Source organism: Gammaproteobacteria bacterium (assembly GCA_016716465.1).
In the GTDB taxonomy this organism is placed as follows: domain Bacteria; phylum Pseudomonadota; class Gammaproteobacteria; order SZUA-140; family SZUA-140; genus JADJWH01.
Genome location: JADJWH010000002.1, coordinates 20,514 through 39,056, shown reverse-complemented (window position 1 = coordinate 39,056; position 18,543 = coordinate 20,514). Strand labels below are relative to the sequence as shown.

Annotated in this window: 15 protein-coding genes; 9 read left to right on the top strand and 6 right to left on the bottom strand. The window is 65.8% G+C overall.

Going from position 1 to position 18,543, the window contains the following annotated elements:
* Nucleotides 1-287: DUF2892 domain-containing protein (locus IPM20_07515; protein ID MBK9131470.1), on the bottom strand; the 287-nt coding region annotated here is incomplete at its 3' end.
* A gap of 324 nt (nucleotides 288-611) precedes the next feature.
* Here IPM20_07515 and IPM20_07510 point away from each other — a divergent pair.
* The 3 genes from IPM20_07510 (at nucleotide 612) to IPM20_07500 (ending at nucleotide 2,959) form a co-directional block, all read left to right on the top strand.
* Nucleotides 612-1,073 carry a CBS domain-containing protein gene (locus IPM20_07510; protein MBK9131469.1) on the top strand — a complete coding sequence of 154 codons (462 nt, stop codon included), beginning with the start codon at nucleotides 612-614 and terminating at the stop codon, nucleotides 1,071-1,073.
* Between the two features lie 87 nt (nucleotides 1,074-1,160).
* On the top strand, nucleotides 1,161-2,423 hold the full coding sequence (locus tag IPM20_07505; GenBank protein ID MBK9131468.1) for a sodium:proton antiporter: 1,263 nt from the start codon (nucleotides 1,161-1,163) through the stop codon (nucleotides 2,421-2,423).
* A 44-nt stretch (nucleotides 2,424-2,467) separates the two neighbouring features.
* Nucleotides 2,468-2,959 (top strand): hypothetical protein, encoded by a 492-nt coding sequence (locus IPM20_07500; protein ID MBK9131467.1) that lies wholly within the window; start codon nucleotides 2,468-2,470, stop codon nucleotides 2,957-2,959.
* A gap of 96 nt (nucleotides 2,960-3,055) precedes the next feature.
* On the opposite strand, the gene IPM20_07495 is transcribed toward IPM20_07500, so the two are convergent.
* Nucleotides 3,056-3,685: a Crp/Fnr family transcriptional regulator gene (locus IPM20_07495; GenBank protein MBK9131466.1), complete on the bottom strand. Its 630-nt coding sequence runs from the start codon at nucleotides 3,683-3,685 to the stop codon at nucleotides 3,056-3,058.
* A gap of 757 nt (nucleotides 3,686-4,442) precedes the next feature.
* Between IPM20_07495 and IPM20_07490 the strand changes: the two genes are divergently transcribed.
* Together IPM20_07490 and IPM20_07485 are read left to right on the top strand one after the other, a co-directional pair.
* Nucleotides 4,443-4,832 carry a PilZ domain-containing protein gene (locus IPM20_07490; GenBank protein MBK9131465.1) on the top strand — a complete coding sequence of 130 codons (390 nt, stop codon included), beginning with the start codon at nucleotides 4,443-4,445 and terminating at the stop codon, nucleotides 4,830-4,832.
* A 322-nt stretch (nucleotides 4,833-5,154) separates the two neighbouring features.
* Nucleotides 5,155-7,839 carry a PAS domain S-box protein gene (locus IPM20_07485; GenBank protein ID MBK9131464.1) on the top strand — a complete coding sequence of 895 codons (2,685 nt, stop codon included), beginning with the start codon at nucleotides 5,155-5,157 and terminating at the stop codon, nucleotides 7,837-7,839.
* Between the two features lie 162 nt (nucleotides 7,840-8,001).
* Here IPM20_07485 and IPM20_07480 read toward each other — a convergent pair whose 3' ends face one another.
* Both IPM20_07480 and uvrA read right to left on the bottom strand, forming a co-directional pair.
* A complete protein-coding gene (locus tag IPM20_07480; protein MBK9131463.1) occupies nucleotides 8,002-9,480 on the bottom strand; it encodes a M48 family metallopeptidase in 1,479 nt (492 codons plus the stop codon).
* Between the two features lie 25 nt (nucleotides 9,481-9,505).
* A complete protein-coding gene (gene uvrA / locus IPM20_07475; protein ID MBK9131462.1) occupies nucleotides 9,506-12,376 on the bottom strand; it encodes an excinuclease ABC subunit UvrA in 2,871 nt (956 codons plus the stop codon).
* A gap of 139 nt (nucleotides 12,377-12,515) precedes the next feature.
* Here uvrA and IPM20_07470 point away from each other — a divergent pair, with 139 nt between their 5' ends.
* The 4 genes from IPM20_07470 (at nucleotide 12,516) to IPM20_07455 (ending at nucleotide 16,456) form a co-directional block, all read left to right on the top strand.
* Nucleotides 12,516-13,847 (top strand): MFS transporter, encoded by a 1,332-nt coding sequence (locus tag IPM20_07470; protein ID MBK9131461.1) that lies wholly within the window; start codon nucleotides 12,516-12,518, stop codon nucleotides 13,845-13,847.
* A 39-nt stretch (nucleotides 13,848-13,886) separates the two neighbouring features.
* Nucleotides 13,887-14,348, top strand: coding sequence for a single-stranded DNA-binding protein (gene ssb, locus IPM20_07465; GenBank protein ID MBK9131460.1), 462 nt, complete (start codon nucleotides 13,887-13,889; stop codon nucleotides 14,346-14,348).
* Nucleotides 14,349-14,451: 103 nt separating this feature from the next.
* A complete protein-coding gene (locus IPM20_07460) occupies nucleotides 14,452-16,095 on the top strand; it encodes an NAD+ synthase (GenBank protein MBK9131459.1) in 1,644 nt (547 codons plus the stop codon).
* A 22-nt stretch (nucleotides 16,096-16,117) separates the two neighbouring features.
* Nucleotides 16,118-16,456, top strand: coding sequence for a P-II family nitrogen regulator (locus IPM20_07455; GenBank protein MBK9131458.1), 339 nt, complete (start codon nucleotides 16,118-16,120; stop codon nucleotides 16,454-16,456).
* 7 nt (nucleotides 16,457-16,463) lie between these two features.
* On the opposite strand, the gene IPM20_07450 is transcribed toward IPM20_07455, so the two are convergent.
* Both IPM20_07450 and bamD read right to left on the bottom strand, forming a co-directional pair.
* Nucleotides 16,464-17,207, bottom strand: coding sequence for an outer membrane protein assembly factor BamD (locus IPM20_07450; GenBank protein MBK9131457.1), 744 nt, complete (start codon nucleotides 17,205-17,207; stop codon nucleotides 16,464-16,466).
* A 48-nt stretch (nucleotides 17,208-17,255) separates the two neighbouring features.
* Nucleotides 17,256-18,506, bottom strand: a complete 1,251-nt coding sequence (gene bamD / locus IPM20_07445; protein ID MBK9131456.1) for an outer membrane protein assembly factor BamD — start codon at nucleotides 18,504-18,506, stop codon at nucleotides 17,256-17,258.
* Nucleotides 18,507-18,543 lie beyond the last annotated feature (37 nt).

The window sequence follows — 18,543 nt, the reverse complement described above, 5'->3', positions numbered from 1 at the left end:
ATCTGGTAGGGCAGGGTACCACAGGGGTTGCGGGTGTCCCGGTCATTGCAGGTTCGCAGGCCGAGCATGGCATAGACCGGGTCCCAGCCCACGGCCGCGGTCCAGAACGGATACAGGGAGGCCAGCATGATGACGTAGTACCAGAATGACACCGGCGATGGTCCCCCGCTCAGATCATTCAGCCAGACCGGCATGTTCATCGCGATCACGGTCAGCGGGGCCGCGACCATGACGGTTCCGAGGACAATCCGCGCCAGCCGGTCCTTCCATCCAAGGATCTGTACGATATACGGTCTCCTTCTCTCGTTCTCGTTCATGGCGTCGACCTCCCTGAATGTCCGGGTTGAACTCAGTACGCGAGACAGAATAGTGTCGCTTCCGCATCGTCGCATTGAGCTTCGTCAATGGGCGCGAATATATGGAGTACGAAGACTGAGAAGCGACCCGGGCCGTGTTCACCTCATCGCGGTCGCGTCGGCCCGCTCCAAGGTGCAAATACCCGCGTCGAATGACAGATATCAATGCGGAGTTTTTCCGGTTGCCTATGCTGTGCCTGTCTGGCCGGGTCCTGTGGGCGGCGCGGTAAGGTGACAAACACGACAGGAGGAATTATGAAAGTGCGCGAAATCATGGTGAGCGATGTGACGGCGTGTTCGAAGGACACGGACCTCGAATCCGTCGCGCTCGCGATGTGGGACTCGGGCTGCGGCTCTCTGCCGGTGGCGGATGATGCGGGACGGCCGATCGGGATCATCACCGACAGGGACATCAGCATGGCCCTGGCCTTCAACCACAAGTCTCCGCGGGAGGTACAGGTCGGCACCATCATCGACGGCAAGGGCGTCGTGACCTGCACCTCGGAGCAGACGATCAGCGAGGTGCTCGATCTGCTGGCGGCCAACCGGATTCGCCGCCTGGTCGTCGTCGATGAGGCGGGGCGGATCTGCGGGATGCTTTCCCTGGGGGATATCGTCGTGGAAGCCGCGCAGGAGTCGCACGGCGGTTTCGACGAAGCGGAGAGCCTGCTGCCGGGCCTGATATCGACGATGGGGAAGGTATACACATCCCACTGATCCGCTCCCCCATCCGGTCGGAGCCAGGGTCCGCCTGCGCGAACACACAGACACGGGGCGGTCGTCCCGGGATTTCGGGGGGCCGAAATGGATAGGGAACTGGTAACGGCGATGGTCGCGATCGGCGCGCTCGGCATCGGCGCGCAATGGCTGGCCTGGCGGGTCCGGATCCCGTCCATCGTGCTGCTGATGCTCGCAGGCCTGGTGATCGGGCCGGTGACCGGGTTCATCAATCCCACGCGGGATTTTGATGGACTGGTCTATCCCTTCGTCGCCCTCTCCGTCGCCATCATCCTCTTCGAGGGAGGGCTGAATCTACGCTGGCACGAGTACAAGGAGGCCGGCATTGATGTCATCCGGCTGGTAACGCTGGGCCTGCTGCTTTCGGGGATTCTGGGCAGCATGGCCGCCCGATATGTCGGCGGCCTGTCCTGGCCAGTCGCCTTGCTGTTTGGAACGATCAGCGTCGTCACCGGCCCCACCGTGGTCCTGCCCATGCTCAAGCAGGCGAGACTGCGACGGCGCTCCGCCGCATTGCTGAAATGGGAGGGGATCATCAACGATCCCCTGGGCGCGCTGCTCACGGTCCTCGTCTTTGAATATTTCTCGCAATCACAGCATGTGACCGCGGTCGGGGATATTTTCCTCAATCTGGGCGTGGCGCTGGCCACGGCGCTGGCCGCGGGATTCGCGTGCGCGCACCTGCTGAAGCGGGCGTTTCACCGGGGGCGGGTCCCGGAATATCTGAAGGCCCCGGTATTACTGGCGGCGATACTGATTCTTTATGTCCTGTTGAATGCCGTGCAGGAAGAGGCCGGGCTCCTGGCCGTCACCATTACCGGTTTCGTGCTGGCAAACGTCCATCTGAGGAATATCGAGGAACTGCAGAGATTCAGCAATTATCTGACACTGATGCTGGTGTCGGGCGTGTTTATCCTGCTCAGCGCAGACATCAGCATCGACGTCCTGATGCGGCTCGACTGGAGCAGCGCTGCCCTGATCGCGATGATTGTTTTCGTCGTGAGGCCCATCGCGGTCTATGTATCCACGCTGGGGACGGGCATTGACTGGCGCGAGCGCGTGCTGGCCGGCTGGATCGCCCCGCGCGGCATCGTCGCGGCGGTGGTGGCGGGAATCATCGGCCCGCGTCTGGTCGAGGCGTCGTATGCCGGAGCGGATCAATTGCTTCCGCTGGTGTTCGCGCTGATCATGGCCACCGTCCTGTTCCACGGGTTGAGCATCGGCTGGCTGGCTAGGCGCCTCGATCTGGCATCAGAGCGGTCCAACGGACTGTTGATCGTCGGCGCGTCCCCTGGTCGGTCGATCTGGCGCAGGCGTTCCATGAGCTGAATATTCCGACCGTAGTCAGTGACAGCAGCTGGAATCACCTGCACATGGCGCGGAGAAAGGGTCTGAGGATACATCATGACTACATCCTCTCGGAGCGTTCCGACGACACGCTCGAGCTTCACGAACTGGGACATCTGTTATCCGCCACCGCGAACGATTCCTATAATGCCCTGGTCTGCACTCATTTCGCGCCGGAGTTCGGTCGCAGTCGGGTGTATCAGCTGCCCGCGCAGAAGGACGACGCCGAGGAGCTCGTGACAATGGTCCGCTCGATGCGCGGCAGGATTGCGTTCGACAGAAAATTTCACTACGAGGCATTGATGAAGTGCCACTATGCGGGCTGGAGATTTTTCTGGACGCGACTGGGGGATGACGATGCTGGGCGGGACATCGCCGACTGGCTTCCGTCCGGCTCGATTCCGATTGCGCGCGTGTCGGATAAGGGGGAGGGTGAGATCGAGTTTTTTCCGCTGGAAGGCGACCGCACGCCACGCGCAAACGATTGCGTTATCGCTTACCGGCCGCCCCCCTCATGAGCCCGGGCGGACTTGCGCGACTCAAGAGGGGGATTTTCTTTCGGCACAGGGACGGCAAGGTTGCCGTCGTGGAGCAGGAAATCCGTGCCCGTGGAATCAGCATTGGGAGATCGCGTTCAGTTGGGGTATGTCCCGATAGAAATGCCTGGGGTCGTGCTGATCGCCGGGATAGAGCAGTTTCTCCCGCTTGAACTCGGCGATCACCCGGCTGACGCTTTCCGGCGTGGCGCCGAGAATCTCGGCCATTTCCTCGCAGGTCAGCAGCCTGACCTCCTCGGCGGAGAGATTATTCTCGATCCGGGACAGGTAGTCGATCAGGCGGGCGACGCGAGCGCGGATGATACCGGTGGAGAACGAGGATATCCACAGATCGGCGTCCTGCAGGTAATAGAACCAGTGTTCCATCAGCTTGCAGAAGAGATCGGGATCGGTGGACTTGACGTTCATGATCTCATTGATCGCGATCCTGGATACCCGTACCTCGTCGATGGCGATCGCGGAGTGTCCATAGGAACGGCCCAGCAGGCCGTTGAGCCCGAGCCACGAGCCGGCGGAATGGATGCGGACGATGCGCGCCTTGCCATTGGGGAGATAGTTGATGAGTTTGACCATGCCGGATTCGATGACATACACCGTGGATGGGGCGTCTCCGGCCCGATACAGCACATCCGCCGGCTCGTAGCGCGAAGTCCGGTCACTCAGTAAATCCCGCAAGCGCGGATCCATGCGCGTGTTTCTGTCCGGCGCCTGCCGGGTGCCGTAGTCATCGCCAGTTCGGGACGATGGATAAGTGTTCCGGGAATCCGTCTGATTTTTCAGCATGTCAGCCTCCGTTGGTCCATGGATGGCGGATCTTGCAAGATGTTTGCGATTTTTGACCCGATGTGAATCGAGACATCACACACCGGCGCCACGCGACCTACTCGCCAGGGGATGCATGGATTCTGGCTACTCAATATGAGTGTGCGAGGGCAGCTTAGTTCAATATGGCGGACGAGGGCGAACAGACGATCGATAGGGCGTGCGGGCGCCGATATTTGTCAAAATATTAACGCCGGTCATGTGATGTCGTGCGTCGGGTGAGTACTGGCGTCAGCCCGATCCGGATCTATAAAAGTCACAGTCATCCGAGTCAGCGATGCTGCGGGACGGGGGCGGACGTGATTCGTCATGACGTGACTGATTCAGGCGCGCATGTTCAGGGTTGCGTTCGGCAGCCCGGGGACAGGTCGAGCACGTGATCGATGATGGTGTTATTGCGGCTGACACAGGGTCAGTTCGCCGGTGCGGCCGCCGGCGTGAAACGCTCGAACTCCCCGGGATCACGCCTGTAACAGGTCGGGCCATGGCTGCCATTCTGACGCAGAACGATGTGGCTTCGCTCCGGGTCAGGTCTTGTGAGCCATCGTTATAGCTTAAGGGGGTGGCCGCGTCTGCCGTTATAGAAACGACTCTCCTTTGGCCATCACATCGGTTCGCAATCATGCTGGGACGGAAAAAGATGAAGGAACAGCGGATAGAGCCCCGCTGGAAGATCGATCAGTTTCTCGCCATCTATGACGAGGATCAGGCCACCTTCCTCGGGCGGGTGGAGGATCTGAGTGAAAACGGCATGTCCGTGCTGAGCACCGAGACCGTGCCGGTCGGAAACCATCTCAAGCTGGCGGTGGAGGTCATCCAGGACGACGGCAGCGTCAGGACCTTCTTCGTGCGCTGCCGCAGCCTGTGGACCCGGGCCGAGAGCGGTGACAAATATCACCGGATCGGCTTCCAGTTTTCCGGCATCTCGCAGGCGGACGCCGCCAGGATCCGCAAGCTCATCGAGTATCAGCGCAGCCACGGCGCGCATCACCCGGGCGAGCCGCGTCCGTGAGCGCGTGACGGCGCCGGGAAATTCCGCGCAAATCCAGTAAATTCAACAGCTAAAGCCGGCGTCCCGGGGTGGCCGGGGGCGGCGGTTGCATTCCGTCCGGGGGCACACTAGAGTATCGCACTCACGGAGTGGAGCAGAAACAGAGACTTAGCGGCTGCTGTCGGGCCGGCTGATCCCGGGGCGGCCCGAACCTCGCGCGGTCCGCGGCCTCGGTCCGGTGGACGGCGAGTCTATAATATATGCCCGGTCGATTGATCAGAGCGCGGTCGCAGGGATGCAGGCGAACCGTGCCGGTGAGCGGGGAATAGAGGGTCGTACCGCGATGTCATTCCGTCTCAAGATCATACTGGGTCTGGTGGTGATCCAGTTGCTGCTGCTGGTAATCCTGGTCTGGAGCAGCCTCAATTTCCTGCGCGGTTCCAACGAGATCGAGCTGTCCAACCGCGCCACCTCGATCGCCGAGATCCTTGCCTCCACGCTGGAAGACAAGCTGCTCAGCGGCGACCGCGACGGCCTGCTCGTCCACATCAACGAGATCCTGGCCTTGCCCGGCACGGTCTACGTGCGCATCGTCAATCCCGCCGGAGACCTGGTCGCCGAGGGCGGCGATCCCGCGACGCTGGCGCGCCCCTTCGTGGAGGACTTCCTGTTCGAGGACGTCGATGACGGGATCTACGACGTCAGCGCGGAAATCCTGCGCAACGGCGAGATCATGGGCGGCGTGCAGCTCGGCCTGTCGGTGCAGGCGATCAACGTCACCATGGATGCGGCGCGGCGCGAGATGGCCACCATCGCCATGTTCGGGCTTGCCGTCTCCGTCGCATTCTCGGTGCTCCTCGGCAACTACTTCCGGCGCCGGCTTACCAACCTGCGCGACGCCACCCGCCGCATCGCCTCCGGCGACATCGGCTACCAGGTCCCGGTGCTGGGCGGCGACGAGCTGGCCCAGACGGCGGGCGCGTTCAATACCATGTCGCGCAAGCTGGTCTCGCTCTATTCCGAGAAGCAGGCCGCGCTGACCGGCGCGCGCCAGAAGGCGCAGGAGCTGCACGAGAGCGAGCGCCGCATCCATGCCGTGCTCCATCACGCCATGGATGCCATCATCACCATCGATGAGAACGGGCAGATCGAGAGCTTCAATCCGGCGGCGACCCGGATCTTCGGTTACCCCTCCGCCGAGGCCATCGGCCAGGGGCTGGCCATTCTGCTGCCCGAGCCCCACTTTTCCGAGCACGAACGCTTCATCCAGCAGTTCATCCGCGGCGGCGACCGCACCATCCTCGGCGTCGCGCGCGAGGTACAGGGACTGCGCAAGGACGGCACCCAGTTTCCGCTCGAGATCGAAATCAGCGAGATGGAGATCGAGGGCCGCTATCTGTTCATCGCCATCGCGCGCGACATCACCGAGCGCAAGAAGGTGGAGTCCGAGCTGCGCCGGGCCAAGGACGCGGCGCTGGAGTCCTCGCGCAGCAAGTTCGAGTTCATCGCCAATGTCAGCCAGGAAGTCCGCGTCCCGGTCAACAGCATGCTGAGCACGCTCAACCTGCTGCTCGGCACCGACCTATCGCCGGAACAGCGTGAGCGCGTCGCCGCCATCCGCGCCTCGGGCGAGTCACTCATCACCATCATCAACGACGTGCTCGATTTCTCCAAGATCGAGGCCGGCAAGCTCTATCTCGAGTCGATCGATTTCGACCTCTGGCAGACGGTGGACATCGTTTACCAGTTGTACCGCGACCAGGCGGCGCGCAAGGGCGTGAACCTGGTGTACGTGATGCCGTATTCGACGCCGACGGCCCTGCGCGGGGACCCGACCCGGCTGCGCCAGCTGCTCACCAATCTGGTGGACAACGCGGTCAAGTTCACCGAGAAGGGCGAGGTGGTGCTGCGCATCGAGGTGCTGGAGGACGCCGAACAGGAAACGGCGCTACGCTTCGCGGTCAGCGACACCGGTCCCGGTATCGCCGCAGCCACCCAGAAACGCATCTTCGAGATCTTCGCCCGCACCGAGGCGTCGCTGACGCCGCGCTATGGCAGTTCCGGTCTCGGTCTGGTGATCTCCAAGCGTCTGACCGAGATGATGGACGGTGCCATCGGTGTCGAGAGCGAGCCCGGGCGCGGCAGCCTGTTCTGGTTCACCTGCCGCTTCATGAAGCACCCGGACGCCCGGCCGGCGCCGCGGCCGGTCAGTCGCGAGCTGGGCGGCCTGCGCGCACTCATCGTCAACGCGGACGCGGTGGCGCTGGCCTCCCTGCAGAACATGGTGAGCGAACTCGGCCTGGGCGTGGCCGGCGTCGACGACGGGGTGCGCGCGCTGCACGAGCTGATCACCGCCGCCGAGCGCCGGCAACCGTACGACGTGGTGATCTTCGACATGATGATGCGCGGCATGAACGGCCTCCGCTTCGCGCGCACGGTGCGCGAGGACGGACGTATCTCCCGCGTGCACATGATCATGGTCGCCACCACCGGCTACCGCGGCGACAGCGAGGAGGTGCGCCATGCCGGCGTGCAGGGGTATCTCACGGCGCCCTTCGACCGGGAACAGCTCAATGAATGCATCACCGCCGTGTCGGGGATCGATCGCAACGACCGCGAGACCTTCATCACGCGTCACAGCCTGGCGGCGTCCCGCCTGCCGCAGCACGGCCATGCCCTGGTCCTCGCGGTGGAGGATGAGCGGCAGAAGCAGTTGCTGGCGCGCCTCGAGCGCCTCGGCTACCGCACCAGTCTCGCGCTCGACGCCGCCGAGGCGCTGGATGCGGCCATGCGCGGGCGCTACGACCTGATCCTGGTGGACAATGAGTCGCGTGAATTGCTCGATGCCGAATCGATCCGCCGCCTGCGTGGCCGTGAGCATCAGGGGGAGCACGTCCCCGTGATGGTGATCGTCTCCGCCGCCGCCAGCCGTACCCAGTGCCAGGCCTACCGCGCCGCCGGCGCCGACGAATGTTTCAGCGACCTCGTCGAGGTGGACGAACTGAACCGCAAGCGCCTGCCGGGGTAAGAGCCCGGGACTGAGGGCTGAGAAACTTTGGCTGGACACAGGCGTCGCGCGCGGGGCTGCGTGGGTGAGGGTGGTGCCGGGGGGGAGTAAAAACTCGATCAATCCCAAGCTATAAAACCGGTTCCGCGAAGAGTTTTTACTCTGACCCCAAATTTCCTGGCTTCACGGCTTCTTCTCCTCCTCGCCGCTCACCTTCCGTTCCGCCTTCCAGGCCGTCTGCAGTTCGTCCATGCGCGCCTCGATACGCGCCCGCAGACGATCGTCGTCCACGGGCGCGCCGCGCTGGGCGATGCGCAGCTGTTCGATGGCGGTGCGGGTCTCGCCAAGCTGATAGTGGTGTTCCGCCAGGGCCAGGTGCATCTCGGTGTTGCGGCCGAGCATGCCCGCGGCGCGCGCCTGCAGGGCGTAGAGTTCGGCGTCCGGTTGCCGCTGCCGGAAATATTCGTTGATCGTCGCCAGGGCCTTCTCCGGCTTTTCCGCCTGCAGCAGGGCGCCGACATAGCGCGTCGTCAGGGGCAGATTGTAGGGGTAGAGGCCGAGGTTGCGTTCGTAGGTGGCGAGCGCGGCGGCGGTCTGGCCGCCGGCCAGCTGGATCTGCGCCAGCAGGATCTGATAGGCGATGCGCTCGGGGTTTTTGCCGACCAGCGGCTGCAGCTGCGCGAGCGCATCCTGGTCGCGGCCGAGGGCGAGCAGCGAGAGGGCGTAGCCGTAGGCGAGGGCGTCCTTATCGGCCGCGGGCGCGCCGGCCAGGGTCTTTTCGAAATATTCGGCGCTCTTCTGCGGATTGTTGTCCTGCAGCACGCGCACCTTGGCGCGGATCAGCTGGTAGTTCCCGTTGGTCTCGCTGTCCGTGGCGCGCGGCAGCTGTTCGGCGCGGTTGCGCGAGTCCGCGATACGCTCGCTGGTGACCGGGTGGGTGAACAGGAAGCTGTATTGCAGGTTGTCGTAGCTCGATTTCTGCAGGCGCTCGAAGAAGTCGGGCATCGCGTGCGGATCGTAGCCCGCGCCGGCCAGGAACTGCATGCCGATGCGGTCCGCCTCCCATTCGTTCGCGCGGGTGAAATTGATCTGCCGCTGCGCGCTGCCGGCGACGGTGGCGGCGAGCGCGGCCTCGCCGATCTGCCCGCCCTGGCTGGTCTGGCTGCCGAGGAGGATGGCGGCGATGATCGCGGCCGTCATCGGCGCGCTCATGCGCGCGGACTGCTCGATGGCGCGCGCGAGATGGTGCTGCGCGACATGTGCCGTCTCGTGCCCGATGACCGCGGCGAGCTCCGCCTCGGACTGTGTCACGAGGATCAGCCCGCTGTTGACGCCGATGTAGCCGCCGAAGCCGGCGAAGGCGTTGATCGCCGGGTCGTTCACCACGAAGTAGGTGAACTGGCGGCCCTGGGTGCCGCTGCTCGCCACCAGCCGGTAGCCGAGCGACTGGATGTAGGACTCGACCTCGGGATCGTTCACCACCTGCAGCGACTGGCGCACGTTGCGCATGAAGACCTTGCCGAGCGTCTGTTCCTCGGCTGTCGACAGGTAGTTCTCGGAGGAATCGCCGATGTTCGGCAGGTCGACGACCCCGGCCGCGGTCCCCGCGCCGGCGAACAGGGCGGCGAGGAGGATCAGGTGGCGGGGGCGGGGCGGGGTCACGGGAGCTTGCTCGGTTGAATGGGGCCTATGGCCGGCTCGCCCGCCGCGCTTGGCCGGGGACGGGATCCATCCTGCGTTGCAGCACGGGTTTCAGGAACTGGCCGGTATATGAGACCGCGCAGGCGGCGACTTGTTCCGGGGTGCCGGCGACGATCAGCTCGCCGCCCTTGTCGCCGCCCTCGGGGCCGAGGTCGATGAGCCAGTCGGCGGTCTTGATGACGTCGAGGTTGTGCTCGATCACCACGATGGTGTTGCCCTGGTCGCGCAGGCGGTGCAGCACGACGAGCAACTGCTTGATGTCATGGAAGTGCAGGCCGGTGGTGGGCTCGTCCAGGATGTACAGCGTGCGCCCGGTGTCGCGCTTGGCGAGCTCGCGCGCCAGCTTGATGCGCTGCGCCTCGCCGCCCGACAGCGTGGTGGCGTTCTGTCCCAGGCGGATGTACGACAGGCCGACGTCCATCAGGGTCTGGAGCTTGCGCTGCAGCGGCGGGACGTTGGCGAAGAATTCGTGCGCGTCCTCCACCGTCATCTCGAGCACCTCATGGATGTTGCGGCCCTTGTAGCGGATCTCCAGTGTCTCGCGGTTGTAGCGCTTGCCCTTGCAGACGTCGCAGGGGACGTAGATGTCGGGCAGGAAGTGCATCTCGACCTTGATCACGCCGTCGCCCTTGCAGGCCTCGCAGCGCCCGCCCTTCACGTTGAAGCTGAAGCGCCCCGGCCCGTAGCCGCGCATGCGCGCGTCGGTGGTGAGGGTGAACAGCTCGCGGATATGGGTGAACAGCCCGGTGTAGGTGGCCGGGTTCGAGCGCGGGGTGCGGCCGATCGGGCTCTGGTCGATGTTGACCACCTTGTCGAACAGGTCGAGTCCGGCGATCTCGCGGAACGGCGCCGGATCCTCGCCGCCCTCGCCGATGACGCGCGCGGCCTGCAGGTACAGCGTATCGTTCACCAGGGTCGACTTGCCCGAGCCGGACACGCCGGTGACGCAGGTCATCAGGCCGACCGGGATCGAAACGTCGATGTCCTTCAGATTGTTGCCGCGCGCGCCGAGGATGCGGCATTGCAGGTCCGGATTGGCGGGCACGCGCCGTTCCGGGAGTTCGATCGCGAGACGGCCGGACAGATACCGGCCGGTGAGCGATTCGGGATCGGCGGCGATCTCGCGCGGCGTGCCCTGGGCGATGATACGGCCGCCGTGCACGCCGGCGCCCGGCCCGATGTCGACCACGTAATCGGCGATATTGATGGCGTCCTCGTCGTGTTCCACCACGATCACGGTGTTGCCGAGGTCGCGCAGATAGGTCAGCGTGTTGAGCAGGCGCTGGTTGTCGCGCTGGTGCAGGCCGATGGACGGTTCATCGAGGATGTACATGACGCCGACCAGGCCGGCGCCGATCTGGCTGGCGAGGCGGATGCGCTGGGTCTCGCCGCCGGACAGGGTGTTGGCGCGGCGGTCCAGCGACAGATAGTCGAGGCCGACGTTGACCAGGAACTCGAGGCGCTGGTTGATCTCCTTGACGATCTTCGCGGCGATCTGCCCGCGTTGCCCGCCCAGTTCGAGCGCCTCCAGGAAGGCATGCGCGCGGCCCACCGGCAGGGCGGCGAACTCGGGCAGGATCATCTCGCCGATGAAGACGTTGCGCGCCTCCACGCGCAGGCGCGATCCCTTGCAGTCCGGGCAGATGCGGTTGTTGAGGTACTTGCTCAGTTCCTCGCGCACGATCTGCGAGTCGGTTTCGCGGTAGCGGCGCTGCATGTTCGGCAGGATGCCCTCGAAGGCGTGGCGGCGCTGGTGATGGCCGCCGCGCTCGCCGGCATAGCTGAACTCGATCTCCTCGTCGCCGCTGCCGTGCAGGATCACCCGCCGGATCTCTTCCGGCAGGTCCTGGAAGGGCGTGTCGAGATCGAAGTCGTAATGGGCGGCGAGCGACTGGATCATCTGCGCGTAATAGGTATTGCGCATGTCCCAGCCGCGCACCGCGCCGGAGGCGAGGCTCAGTTCCGGGTGCTGCACCACGCGTTCGGGGTCGAAGAACTCGATCAGGCCGATGCCGTCGCAGGTCGGGCAGGCGCCGGCCGGGTTGTTGAACGAGAACAGGCGCGGTTCGAGCTCGGCCAGGCTGTAGCCGCAGTGCGGGCAGGCGTAACGGGCGGAGAACACCAGGTCCGCGCGCGCGGGTTCGTCCATGAAGGCGATGCGCGCGATGCCGTCGCTCTGGTGCAGCGCGGTCTCGAGGGATTCCGCCAGGCGCTGCTGGGCGTCGGGGCGCACCTTGAAGCGGTCGATCACCGCCTCGACGGTGTGCTTCTTGTGCGGATCGAGCTTCGGCGTCTCGTCGAGTTCGATCACCTTGCCGTCCACGCGCGCGCGTACGAAACCCTGCGCGCGCAGTTCCTCGAACACCTGTTCGTGTTCGCCCTTGCGGTCCTGCACCAGCGGGGCGAGCAGCAGCAGGCGCGTATCGGGCGGCAGCGCCAGGATGTGATCGACCATCTGGCTCACCGTCTGCGCGGCGAGCGGCTGGCCGTGGCGCGGGCAGCGCGGCTCGCCGGCGCGGGCGTAGAGCAGGCGCAGGTAGTCGTAGATCTCGGTCACCGTGCCGACGGTCGAACGCGGGTTGTGCGAGATGGTCTTCTGCTCGATCGAGATCGCCGGCGACAGGCCGTCGATGTGATCGACGTCGGGTTTCTCCATCACGGAGAGGAACTGGCGCGCGTAGCTCGACAGCGACTCGACGTAGCGGCGCTGGCCCTCGGCGTAGATGGTATCGAAGGCGAGCGAGGACTTGCCCGAACCGGACAGGCCGGTGATGACGATGAGGCGGTCACGCGGCAGGTCGAGGTCGATGTTCTTCAGGTTGTGGGTGCGCGCCCCGCGGATGAGGATCTTGTCCATACGATTTCCCGCTCTAAAAGCAACCTGTTAATATAGCCGCTTTACCTTGGGCAGGCAAAACACCCCTATGTCGCGTGAGAATATTACGGCGCTGGAGCGCCGGGCCGCGTTGTCGCTGGCCGCGATCTTTTCCTTCCGAATGCTGGGCCTGTTCATGATCCTGCCCGTGTTCGCCCTCTACGCCTCGGAGCGCTTCGGCACGGTGGCGCCGGTGCTGATCGGCCTCGCGATCGGCGCCTACGGCCTGTCGCAGGCCGTGCTGCAGGTCCCCTTCGGCATGTTGTCCGACCGTTTCGGCTGCAAGCCGGTGATCGCCGTCGGCCTGGTCATCTTCGCGCTGGGCAGCGTGGTCGCGGCCACCGCCGACTCCATGACGGGCATCATCATCGGGCGCATGGTGCAGGGCAGCGGCGCGATCGCCGCGGCGGTCATGGCGCTGGCCGCCGACCTGACGCGCGAGGAGCACCGCACCAAGGCGATGGCGGTGATCGGGCTCAGCATCGGTCTCTCGTTCGCGGTTTCGCTGGCGCTGGGCCCGATCCTGAATCACTGGATCGGCGTGCCCGGCATCTTCTGGCTGACCGCCGTGCTGGCCCTGCTCGGCATCGCCCTGCTGTACCTGGTGGTGCCCGACCCGGTCCGGCACCGCACCCATCGCGACACCGGCGCGGTGCCGGGGTATTTTTCCCAGGTGCTGCGCGATCCGCAGCTGTTGCGCATCGACGGCGGGATCTTCGCCCTCCACTGCATCCTCACCGCGAGCTTCGTCGCCTTGCCGTTCGCGCTGCGCGACTTCGCCGGGGTCGAGACCGCGCATCACGGCTACGTCTATCTGCCCGTGCTGCTGGTCGCGCTGGTCGTGATGGTTCCGCTGGTGGTGGTCGCGGAGAAGCGTCGCCGCCTGAAGGAGGTGTTCCTGTCGGCGATCGCCGGCGTGGCGCTGGCGGAGCTCGGACTGGCGTTCTTTCACGTGTCGCTCGTCGCGATCGTCGCCCTGCTGCTGCTGTTCTTCTGCGCCTTCAACGTGCTGGAGGCCCTGCTGCCCTCGCTGATCGCGAAGTTCGCCCCGGCCGACAAGAAAGGCACCGCGATGGGCGTCTACTCGACTTCGCAGTTCCTCGGGGCGTTCTGCGGCGGGGTGGTCGGCGGCTACCTCTACGGTCATGCCGGCATCGCCGGGGTATTCGGCTTCTGCGCCCTGATGGCCGCCCTGTGGTGGCTGTGGGCGCGCTCCATGGCGCCGCCGCGATATCTCAGCAGCTATATGATTTCCTTGGGAGAAAGCCGCCCCGACGGTGCCGGCGCCGAGGCCGCCCGGCGGGAGCGCGAGCTGCTCGCCCTGCCCGGCGTGGCGGAGGCCATTGTTGTGATGGAGGAGGGGGTGGCGTATCTTAAGGTGGACAGCCGCGCGGTGGATTACGGGCGGCTTGATCGTCTCGCGGCCGAATGGGCCGGGACGGCGAATTCATAGAGAGTCAGCGATTTCTGCGCGAGTATCCGGGAGACGAGCATGGCAAGAGGCGTGAACAAGGTCATTCTGATTGGCAATCTGGGCAAGGACCCGGAGGTGCGGTATATGCCGAGCGGCGGCGCGGTGGCGAACGTCACGCTGGCCACTTCGGAATCATGGAAGGACAAACAGTCCGGCGAGAAGCAGGAACGTACGGAATGGCACACCGTGGTGTTCTACAACCGCCTCGCCGAGATCGCCGGCGAATACCTCAAGAAGGGTTCGAAGGTCTATGTCGAGGGCAGCCTGCGCACGCGCAAATGGCAGGACAAGAACAGCGGCGCCGACCGCTACACCACCGAGATCATCGCCAGCGAGATGCAGATGCTCGACGGGCGCGGCGGCGGCGGGGGCGGTGGTGAGGGGTACGGCGGCGGCGCGGGGCAGTCGCAGTCCGCACCGCCCGCGCGCGAGCGGGTCGCGGCGGGGGCCGACGATTTCGACGACGACATTCCGTTCTGAGACGGCGTCCTTGCCGTCTCTTCCAGGTCGTAGCCGGGCGCCTGTGCGCCCGGTTTGCCGTTCATAGGGGCGTCGCGCCGTGAGCGGATCCGTGCGCATCGCGATGGCGCAGCTCGACTTTCTGGTCGGCGACGTGGCGGGCAATGCCGAGCGCATGATCGCGGCCGCGTCCCGCGCCCGCACCGGGCTCGCGGCCGACTGCGTGGTGTTTCCCGAGCTTGCGCTTACCGGTTATCCGCCCGAGGACCTGCTGCTGCGCCCGGCCATGCACGAACGGGTGCGCGCCGGGCTGGAACGGCTCGCGCGCGAGACACGCGGAATCGACGTCGTCGTCGGGTATCCGCGCCAGTGCGGGGACCGGCTCTACAACGCGGCCTCGCTGCTGCGCGACGGCGCGATCGTCGCGACCTACCACAAACAATTGCTGCCGAACTACAGCGTATTCGACGAGAAGCGCTACTTCGTCGCCGGCGCGGAACCGTGCGTGGTGCCGATCAAGGGTATCCCGGTCGGCCTCACGGTGTGCGAGGACATCTGGCAGCCCGGGCCGGTCGAGCAGTGCGTCGGCGCCGGCGCGCAGCTGATTGTCAACCTCAATGCCTCCCCGTTCCACCTCGGCAAGCGCGCCGAACGCGAGGCCGTGCTGCGCGCCCGCGTGCTGGCCACGCGCGTGCCGATGCTCTACCTGAATCTCGTCGGCGGCCAGGACGAACTGGTGTTCGACGGCGAATCCTTCGTGATGGATGCAATGGGCGCGGTGACGCAGCGCGTCCGCGCCTGGGAGCAGGAGCTGGTCGTGGCGGAGTTTCGCCGGGACGGAGAGGGCCGCGTCGCGCCCATCCCCGGCGCGGTCGCCGCGCCGCTGTCCGACGAGGCCTCGCTGTACCGCGCCATCGTCCTCGGCGTGCGCGATTACGTCGACAAGAACCGCTTCACCGGCGCGGTGATCGGGCTGTCGGGCGGGATCGATTCGGCGCTGACGCTCGCGATCGCGGTGGATGCGCTGGGACCCGCGCGGGTGGAGGCGGTGATGATGCCGTCGCGCTATACCGCGGACATGAGCTGGGAGGACGCCCAGGCCGAGGCCGCCGCGCTCGGCGTCGATTACCGCGTGATCCCCATCGAGCCGGCCTTCGAGAGCTTTCTCGCCATCTTGCGCGAGGAATTCGCCGGCACGCGCGTCGATACCGCCGAGGAGAACATCCAGGCGCGCTGCCGCGGCGTCGTGCTGATGGCGATTTCGAACAAGAAGGGTAAAATCGTGCTCACTACCGGCAACAAGAGCGAGCTCGCGGTCGGCTACGCCACGCTCTACGGCGACATGGCGGGCGGCTACGCCCCGATCAAGGACGTGCCGAAGACCCTGGTCTACCGCCTGGCGCGCTATCGCAACGCGCTCGCGGCCGTGATCCCCGAGCGGGTATTCACCCGGCCGCCGACGGCCGAACTCGCCCCGGACCAGAAGGACGAGGACAGTCTGCCGCCCTACCCGGTGCTCGACGCGATCCTCGAACGCTACATCGAGCGCGACGTGGGCGCGGAGCAGATCATCGCCGAGGGCTTCGAGGCCGCCACGGTCATGCGCTGCATCGCGCTGGTCAATCGCAACGAGTACAAGCGCCGGCAGGCGCCGCCCGGTGTTCGCGTCTCGCGCCGCGCCTTCGGGCGCGACCGGCGTTACCCGATCACCTCGGGTTTCGACGATGCCGGCGCCGCGCCGCGCCGGGACGCGGAATCATCGAGCTGAACACTGACTGGAGGATCATGCAATGAAGAAAGTAGAGGCCATCATCAAGCCGTTCAAACTGGACGACGTGCGCGAGGCGCTGTCCGACATCGGCATCGCCGGCATGACGGTGACCGAGGTCAAGGGCTTCGGCCGCCAGAAGGGGCACACCGAGCTTTACCGCGGCGCGGAGTATGTGGTCGATTTCCTGCCCAAGATCAAGGTGGAGGTGGTGGTGGAGGACGACCAGGTGGATGCCTGCATGGACGCCATCACCCGCGTCGCACGCAGCGGCAGCATCGGCGACGGCAAGATCTTCGTCACCGACGTGCTGAAGGTCCTGCGCATCCGCACCGGCGAGACCGGCCCGGACGCCATCTGAGCCGGTCTCAGCCGCCCGGGCCGGTGCCGTCCGGTGGCGGGTTGAGTTCCTGCAGGCGGCGCGCGTTGGCCGCCAGATCGTCCAGGCCGAGGTGTTCGTAGGCCTCGGCCATCACGGCAAGCGCGCGCGGCACTGAGCCGGTCTGCGGGTAGGTTTCGATGACATACCTGGCGCGGTTGGCGGCCGCGACGTAGGCGCCGCGCCTCATGTAGTAAGCCGCGACGAACATCTCGTGGCGCGCCAGATAGTTTTTCAGGTACACCATACGCTGCACCGCATCGGCTGCGTAGCGGCTGTCGGGGAAGCGCTTGACCATCTCGGCAAAATGCTGGAAGGATTCGAGTGCCGCGCGCGGGTCGCGCTGCGCCGCGTCGATATCCGCAATATCGTCGAGCATGCCGCGGGTCTGGCCGAAATTCGCGAGCCCGCGCAGATAGTAGGCGTAGTCGACGTCGGGGTGGCGCGGATAGGTCTTGATGAAGTGTTCGGCGGTGCTGACCGCCTGGTCGGGCTGGTCGTATTTGTAGTAGGCGTACGCAAGGTCGAGCTGCGCCTGCGCGGAGTTGTCGCCGAAGGGATAACGCGCCGCCAGGTCCTCGAAGTGCTTGATCGCGGTCTCGTAGTAACCCTCGCTTAGCGCCTCCTTGCCGAGCTCGTAGAGCCGTTCGGCGCCGGATTCCTCCTTGTCGCCCGAAGTGGCGCAGCCGCCGAGCAGCGCGGCGGCCAGACAACAGATCAGTAGCTTGCGCATCGATATTCTCGTTGGCCAAAGGGCGACATTATAGCCTGCCTCGGCCGCTTACGGCGCCGTCGTGATCAGCGCCTGGATATCGCCCAGCCGGCGGACCCAGGGCTGCAGCTTCAGCTCTTCCGGCAGCGCGGCAGCCGCGGCGCGCGCGCTCGTCGCGTCGGGATAGAGGCCGCGGATCAGGGAATACCAGGGATAACCCTCGCGCCGGGTCTCGAACCAGGCCAGGCCGTCCAGCGGGTGAGTGTGGACGAAGCGCCGCAGGGCCGCCATGTCCGCCACGCTGAACAGTTGCAGCGTATAGGCGCCCGGGTCCTGGCGCGCGATCCAGTCCGCGCCGGGCAGCGCCTCCGGTCGCGGGTTCGCGGACGGCTCATCCTCGGGCGCGGCGGGCGTCGGGACAGGTTCCACCGCCGGCGTGTTTGCGACCGCCTGTTCCTCGGGTTCATTCGGTGTCGGCGGCGGCTCCTTCCGGGAGACGGTCGCGGCGCGCGCGGCGCCGGTGACCCCGACGTCGGGACGGGCCTCGGGCGCCGCGGCCGGAGCGGCGCCGGGTGACTGGGTCCGCTGCAGATCGAGCATGCGGTAGGCGATGTTGGCGACCGCCGCCGCCTCGGTCTGCGCGCCGGAGTCGGGATAGTTTTCCAGCGCCGCCCGGGCGTGCAGGCCGGCATTCACGTAGTCGCCGCGATTGATGTAGATCTTCGCGGTGGCGACCTCGAAGGCGGCCAGGGTGTTCTGCAGATGGAGCATGCGCGCGCGGGCGTCCTCGGCGTATTTGCTCTGGGGATAGCGCTCGATCAGATCGCCGAAATACTCCAGCGCGAGGTCGGCGGTGGGCGGCCGCGGCCGGACTTCCACGTTCTCCCGCGCCAGGGCTTCCTGTGCCTGGTTGAACATGGCGAGGCCGCGCAGGTAGTACACATAATCCAGGTTGGGGTGTCCGGGGGACTCGCGGATGAGCCGCTCGGAGCTCATCAGGACGGAGGCGACGTCGTTCTGCTTGTAATAGGCGTAGATCATCTCCACCTGTCCCTGCTGCGTGTTCGGATCGCCCGGATAGAGGGATTCGAGCCGGAGGAACTGACGTGCCGCGCCCGCGTAGTCCTCCTGCTGCATGGCGGCGTGACCGGCCTGGTAGAGCGCGGCCGCGTCCGCCGCGGCCGCGTCCGGGCGCGTGTTCGCCGTGCCGCTGCAGGCGGCGGCGCCCAGCGCGAACGCCGTAAGCAGGACGATGGCCGGGAGGGGGAACGGTGGTCGCCGGGCGGGCCGCCGCGGGCCCTGATACGCGTCGCCCGGCATGATCAAGTAGAATGGTCGCCAATCATCGGCGTCATTA